Origin of the sequence: Mongoliibacter sp., assembly GCF_007692705.1 — a bacterium.
Taxonomy (GTDB): domain Bacteria; phylum Bacteroidota; class Bacteroidia; order Cytophagales; family Cyclobacteriaceae; genus Mongoliibacter.
On record NZ_REBN01000249.1, the window covers coordinates 1 to 7,031 of the forward strand.

Below are 7,031 nucleotides of genomic sequence, written 5' to 3' on the forward strand. Positions count from 1 at the left end.
CTTATGACCAAAATCAGAAGTTGCCAAATCCCTATATTGTTTAGGAGACATTCCGGTCTCCTTTTGAAAAGCGGTATAAAAGGTACTTCTGCTTTTGAATCCACAGGAATACATCACTTCGCTTAAGTTGATTTCGTGAGATGATTCCTTAATCAATTTTTTAGCTTCCATAACTCTGAGGTGATTGATATATGTATTGAAGTTTTTGTCAGTATTTTGCTGAATGGCTTGTGATACATATTTTGAATTACTCTTCACTAGCTCTGAAAGACTTGATAGGTTAAGTGCCTCATTTTTGAAGATCTTTTCGAGGATCAAGACTCTGTTGATCTGATCGAATAGTGCATCAAAGTTGCTATTACCTTCAGGACTGATTTTCTCAGTTTCTTTGTGTATCTGGAGTAATTCTTTCTTTTTTTCATAAAACCTTAGTGTTTCAAGATTTTTAAGGTACAGGTCTTTGAGTTTTTGATTTTTATATCTATAAAAAGTATATATGAGTATGCTGATCACTACAGCCATGATGGTAAGGATAATTAAGAAACTATTTCTTTGTTGCGATGTGATAAGCTTCAGATTTGCCTTTTCAAGATCTCTTTCTTTGAGACTTGTCTCATACTGTACACTGAGCCCATCTATTCTGGCCTGTTTTTCTTTAGCAAAAATTTCATTTTCCAATTTCTTTGCTTCTTTCAAGGTAGTGAAGGCTAAATTATATTTTTTGGTTTCGAAATACAGTTCCGCTTGATTTCCAAGTATGTTCGATTTTTCCAGTGGAAGACTCATGTTTTCTGCTAGCGATAGAGCTGTATCAAGCATGGTCTGTGCCATTTCCCATCTGCCCCACATTCTGGCATTTTCTCCCATATTCATATAATTCAAAAGCTTACCATAGGAAATACCTTTGATTTCGCATATAGCTAATGATTCTATGTATTGCTTATGGGCGTCAGCATGATTGTTGAGTTTCATGTACACATTGCCGATGTTCAATAGATTTTGGGCAATTTTCAAGGAATCATTTAAAAATCTTGCCAATTCCAGACCCATATTATAAGACGAGATAGCTTCATCATTGGCATCCAGTTTTTCATAGGTTGTACCGACGTTGGAATGGAATTTGGCCAAAAGATTTACATCGTTGAGGGTATTGGCGGCATCTATGGCTTTGAGATAATAGGTCAATGAATTATCAAGATCTCCTGTAGAGTTATAAAGTCGACCCATATCGCTGTAGATGGCTGCAAGGTTTTCGGTTGAATTGAGCTTTTCAAATAAAGGTGCCGCATCAAGGTATTTTGACAATGCTTGCTCAAAGTTACTGAGGTCTTGTTCTGCCAAGCCGTGGTAATAATGAGACAAACCCAATTCAAATTCACTCAGTTCATACCTACGTAATTCAGCCAATGTTTCAAATACAGCATCAGATTTGAAATTACGATTGTAAATGTAAGCCAGGTTTATAAGTAGTTTGACTTTGCTCTTGTTATTAATTCCCCTACCATATTGTACATAAATGGCTTTTAGTAGTTCTGCATCCTCCATACTCGGGAGGGTAGGGTGGACTTTATAGGAATCTAAAAAGTTTTCGATTTGTGTTTTGCTGGGATTACTCCTAAAAAAGGAATGGTTTTCCAACAAACTCAATGTATTGCCTTTTTTTACAAAAATACTTTCGTTTTCAACAAGGTTTGTCTGATATGCGATCAGTAAATATGGATTATAGAAGCAAAGGAAGAATGTTATCAAAAACAAATATTTTTGAAGAGAATAGGAGGTGAATTGTACAGGTATTTTTTGCATAATGTTTACAAATCGATCGAGCCTTAATTGTCGAACTTTTATTATTTGAAGTAATGTAAGTTTTCAGATTAGTATGAAGTGAATTTAATACAGAATTTCTAAGTAAATTTTTAATAGTCAATCTACTAAGAATTAAGTTTTAAAACTGTTTCAACTAGTTGTATTGGTTTTATCCGATTTTGAAAAACAAAATTCACCAAATAAAAATTAAAGGCGATCCTATTGTCTTACAGATCTTTTACAAAATAGCACAAGTTAAGGCTCAATGTGTTCGGAATTCTGAATCCTGAACATTGAGGATTGTCTCCAATACACCAAACACACATTTTTGTTCTTCGTGTCTTGGCTTTTGACACACTGACACAATCATGCATCTGACAAAAGATCATTCATTCTGCCGCTTAAATAAAGCTTAAAATTTCAATACTGTAAACATCAAATTACTTCAAATGGCAAGACTTTCTACCAGAAAATCACCCTCAGTTCAAATGAGCATTCCGACAAAGAAATATGGACTTCTAAAAAATTGTCCCTTAAGGTATTTCTTTATGTGCTGCTTTAGTTTGTTTTTATTCATAAGCTTCGGTTATGCAAATTCTAACCCATCAACTTTTCCCAGAGAAATTGTACCAAATCTCTTTGCGGGCGGAGATGGTAGTGCTGGAGATCCATTTCAAATCACTAATTGGACTCAGTTGGCTGCCATGGGTGATCGCAGCACAGTTCCAGTTTTTCACTATCGTTTAATGAATGATCTGACACCTGAAACAGACGGGTATGAAGATGAAGTGGGTATCGTAGGAGGTCCTTTGGCAAATGGAGGTACAGGATGGAAAGAAATAGGGGGAAGTTATGTGGCTCCGAGTTATGTTGGCTTTGAAGGGACGTTTGATGGCAATGGTCATGTGATTGACGGTTTGCGCATCAGCTTATCTGCTGGAAGGGAGTTCGCAGGGCTGTTTTCCAAGATCGGTGCTGGGGCTGTGATCAGTAATCTTGGTATCATTAATGTGGAAATCGTAACCACAGGCGGTGCATTCTGGAGTGGAGCAATTGTGGGTCTGGTTGAGGGCTCAGGGCAAATCATTAATAGCTACGCTACCGGGACTATTGAGTCCACAGCACAAAATGTCGGTGGTTTGGTTGGAGAACTTACATCCGGGAAAATCCAAAATTCATATTCCTTGGTCACGGTAGAAGGAACCCAGAACGTTGGCGGTCTTGTTGGCAGGCTGACGTCCCAAGCTAAAATTCTCAATTCCTACGCTTTGGCTAATGTCGAGGGTTCTAGTAATGTAGGCGGGTTGGTTGGAGAGGCAACTGGAAACGGAACCAGTATCGAAAATTCCTACGCAGCGGGTAGTGTGACGGGTAGTGGTAATCGAGGCGGATTGGTTGGGGTGGTCTCATTTAGTCCCACTGTCGAAGCTTCCTTCTGGGATACACAACTCAGTGGTGTGCAGGTTGCTTTTGGCTCTGGTTTTGCAACTTACAATGTTAATGAGCCTGAAGGGATAACTTCTGCTCAAATGCGTCAGTTTGAGACTTTTAGATCCTTTGGATGGGATTTTCCTGGCATATGGCATATTGATGAACTGGGTGATCCACAAAGTAACGATGGCTATCCTTCGCTTGAATGGCAAGGGTTGGACCACAACCCCAAGCCTCTATTTGCCGGCGGTGATGGTAGTGCAGGAGATCCTTTTCAGATTGCAAATTGGGATCATCTACAGAATATGAAGGCTGCATTGGATGGCGAGCATCATTTCATTCTGACCAATGATTTAACGCCTGAAACTCCGGGTTATGCGAGTCAAGTGAAGTCACCAGATGGGACATTGGCCAATGGAGGTACGGGTTGGCAACCTTTGGTTTATCGTGGTGCTGGAACTTTGCACTTTACATTCAATGGAAATGATAAAGCCATCAGAGGCCTTGAGATCATCGCTCCTGATGAAAGTAGTTTGGGGCTCTTTGGTGGGTTTAATGAAAGTGGGATTGTCAATACCAGCAACCTCAGCCTCCATGAAGCTAAAATCCAAGGTAATGATGAACTGGGCGTGTTATTTGGTGCTTTGCAGGTGAGTAATGTCACATTGAGCAATATTGCCGTATCAGGTGAGGTGACTGGCCGCCAAAATGTAGGAGGATTAATTGGGAGACTAAGGCGATCATCCGTAAGCGGTCATAATGTCATTTCAGGTGTGAACACCGATGTGCAAGTCTCGGCTACCGGTGCACGTGCTGGAGGTTTGATTGGTTTAGCAGACGGCTTTGATAGTGAAGACCTTACTTTACAATTGCTGATCACCAATGCCCATGCAAGAGGAGATGTCGAAGGAAATGGTGATGATGTAGGGGGATTGGTTGGTGTACTAAATGGTGGGCAAATCTTTAACTCTTTTGCTAATGGAAATGTTCGAGGTGGGAGAAAAGTTGGAGGGCTGATTGGGACTGTGAGCAACAATAATGCGCGTATTGAAAACGCTTATGCCACAGGAAAAGTCGAAGCGACAGTTATGAATTTTGATGCTCAGGCTGGTGGTTTGATCGGAAGTTTTGATAGACGAGCAACTGTGGTCAATTCTTATGCCGTTGGAGAGGTATTTATTGATGCCACTTCCAATGGTGCTGGTGGACTTTTTGGAAGCTTGATAGGAGGATCCACCTCAGTTGCAGAAAATGTGACTAGTTCTTATTGGAACACTGAAACCAGTGGGCATGACCTAGGGATAGGTGTGGGCGATGAAGATAACAGCACTGGCGTCATCGGCAAAACCACCGCCGAGCTAAAACAACAAAGTACATTTAACGGCTGGGATTTTACAGCTGAGACGGGTGTTTGGAAAATTAATCCGGAGGGTTTCTTTTCCTATCCTTACCTACAGGGGATTTCCTATGATACCCCGGGTGCCGCGCCTGAAGTCAATCCAATTCCCGGTCTTGAGCAACTCTTTGCGGGCGGAGATGGTAGTGCTGGAGATCCTTATTTAATTACTGATTGGAATCACCTACAAAATATCAACTTGGTTTTAAACGAACCTAATCTTTATTTCCGATTAGAGAATGACCTGACACCGGAATCGACGGGCTATGCAAAGCAGGTGAAAGATGCCAATGATGTCCTGGCCAATGGAGGCACGGGCTGGAGACCGATAGGGGATAACTCTACTTCTTCTGATGTTTCAAGGTTCACAGGTCACTTCGATGGTAATGAGAACGCTATTAGTGACCTAACAATCAATGCAGCAACAGGATACCAAGGGCTATTTGGCTATACAAATGGGGCAACCATAATAGATATTGAGATTGCCAATGTGAACATCTCAACGACGGGAAATCGTGTAGGCGGATTGGCGGGAGAGATTCAAGGCACCACCATTACCAACACTTCTGTGACAGGAGTAGTAAGTGGCAATAACTATACTGGCGGGCTAGTAGGAGAGGCTATAGATACAGAGATTAGCCACTCTTCTGCGGCAATCACCGTGATAGGAAGACAGGATGTTGGAGGACTATTTGGGGAATTTTATGCCAGTAATGGCGGTAATATCATCAGCTCTTATGCCACAGGAAGCGTAACTGGTTCTAATAATAGGGTCGGCGGATTGGTCGGTTATTTTTATGCAGATGGAGAGATCACTAACTCTTACGCCACAGCAGATGTGGTGGGTGGTGAAAATGTTGGTGGACTGGTTGGCTATCAGGATGGAAAAATTATATTCTCTTATGCTACGGGCATGGTAACGGGATTTAAAAATGTTGGTGGACTGGTTGGGCACTCGCAGTGGAGCAGTTCAAGCATCAATACTTCTCATGCTTCTGGAAATATAATCGGAGCAGAGAGAGTTGGTGGTTTGGTAGGTCATGCAAGTAATGCCACTTCAATATTAAACAGCTATGCTACAGGCTCTGTAAAGGGCAACGAGGACACTAGTGATGCCTTGCATGTTGGTGGACTAGTCGGTTCTATTAGTGATGGTGGTGCGACTATAACCAACAGCTATGCAACTGGTTTAGTGGCACATTTTGAAGCTGGAGGGGGTGGATTAGTTGGTGAAAATGATGGTGGCAGTTTTATCAACAGCTTTTGGAATACCGATATTGTAAAAAACGGTGTAGGTAGTGGAGATAGTGGCCCAGCAGGCGTGATCGGTAAAACCACCGCGGAGCTAAAACAACAAAATACATTTACCGGCTGGGATTTTACAGCTGAGACGGGTGTGTGGAAAATTAATCCTGAGGGTTTCTTTTCCTATCCTTACCTACAGGGGATTGCCTATGATATCTCGGGTGCAGCGCCTGAAGTCAATCCTATACCGGGATTGGAGGTTCCTCTATTTGCCGGCGGTGATGGTAGTGCGGATGACCCTTATCTAATCGCTGACTGGAACCACCTACAAAATATCAACTTGGTTTTAAACGAGCCTGATCTTCATTTCCGATTGGAGAATGACCTTACACCTGAATCGACGGGCTATGCAAAGCAGGTGAAAGATGCCAATGGTACAGTGGCCAATAATGGGTTGGGATGGAAACCAATTGGATCTTTGAGTGGAGGTGGTACATCTGGTCGTTTTTCTGGCCGATTGGATGGTCAGGGCAACAGAATAGTTGGCCTGATACTGGAAGGAAATAGCAGTTTTCTTGGTCTTTTTCAAGAAATTAAAGGAGGAGCAGAAATTGTTGACCTTATATTTGAAGATGTAAGTTTAGATCTTACCGGAGGTAGTACTTATGGTACATTGGCAGGGTCTTTTAATTTTTTGAACGATCCGGAAACGGAGATAAAGGTTAGGGGTGTCCATATTTCAGGGCTCTCTGTTAACTTGTCTAACAGCATTTCCAATATTGGTGGTTTGGTGGGAAGCATTCTTTGTGAAACAAACTGTGAAGGTACCCTGCTTGACGATATCTCTGTATCTGGCCAAATCGTATCAGATAATTCAGCCACAGGGGCAAGAATTGGTGGTATTGCAGGACGAGCAGTTGGGCTCACAGGAACAAACCTGATTTCGGACGTTCAAATTACTTTCCTTCCAAATGACAGAATTGAGACCTTTTACGAGGTGGGTGGATTGTTCGGGAAACTGGAGAGCTCAGAGGTTAGCAATTCAACCTCGCGTGGTGATATAGAAGCCGGCCCTAAGTTAGGCGGTGCAGTAGGATCAGCTGAGAGCGTAACGTTAACAAATGTTCATGCAACAGGCGATATCATTAATGTTGGT

The 7,031-nt window shown here is 41.9% G+C and carries 2 protein-coding genes; one reads left to right on the forward strand and one right to left on the reverse strand.

The window, feature by feature from the left end; translation table 11 throughout:
* The coding region (locus EA341_RS17210; RefSeq protein WP_293016407.1) for a tetratricopeptide repeat protein at positions 1–1,803 on the reverse strand (1,803 nt) is incomplete at its 3' end.
* Positions 1,804–2,291: 488 nt separating this feature from the next.
* Here EA341_RS17210 and EA341_RS17215 point away from each other — a divergent pair.
* The coding region (locus EA341_RS17215) for a GLUG motif-containing protein (protein ID WP_293016408.1) at positions 2,292–7,031 on the forward strand (4,740 nt) is incomplete at its 3' end.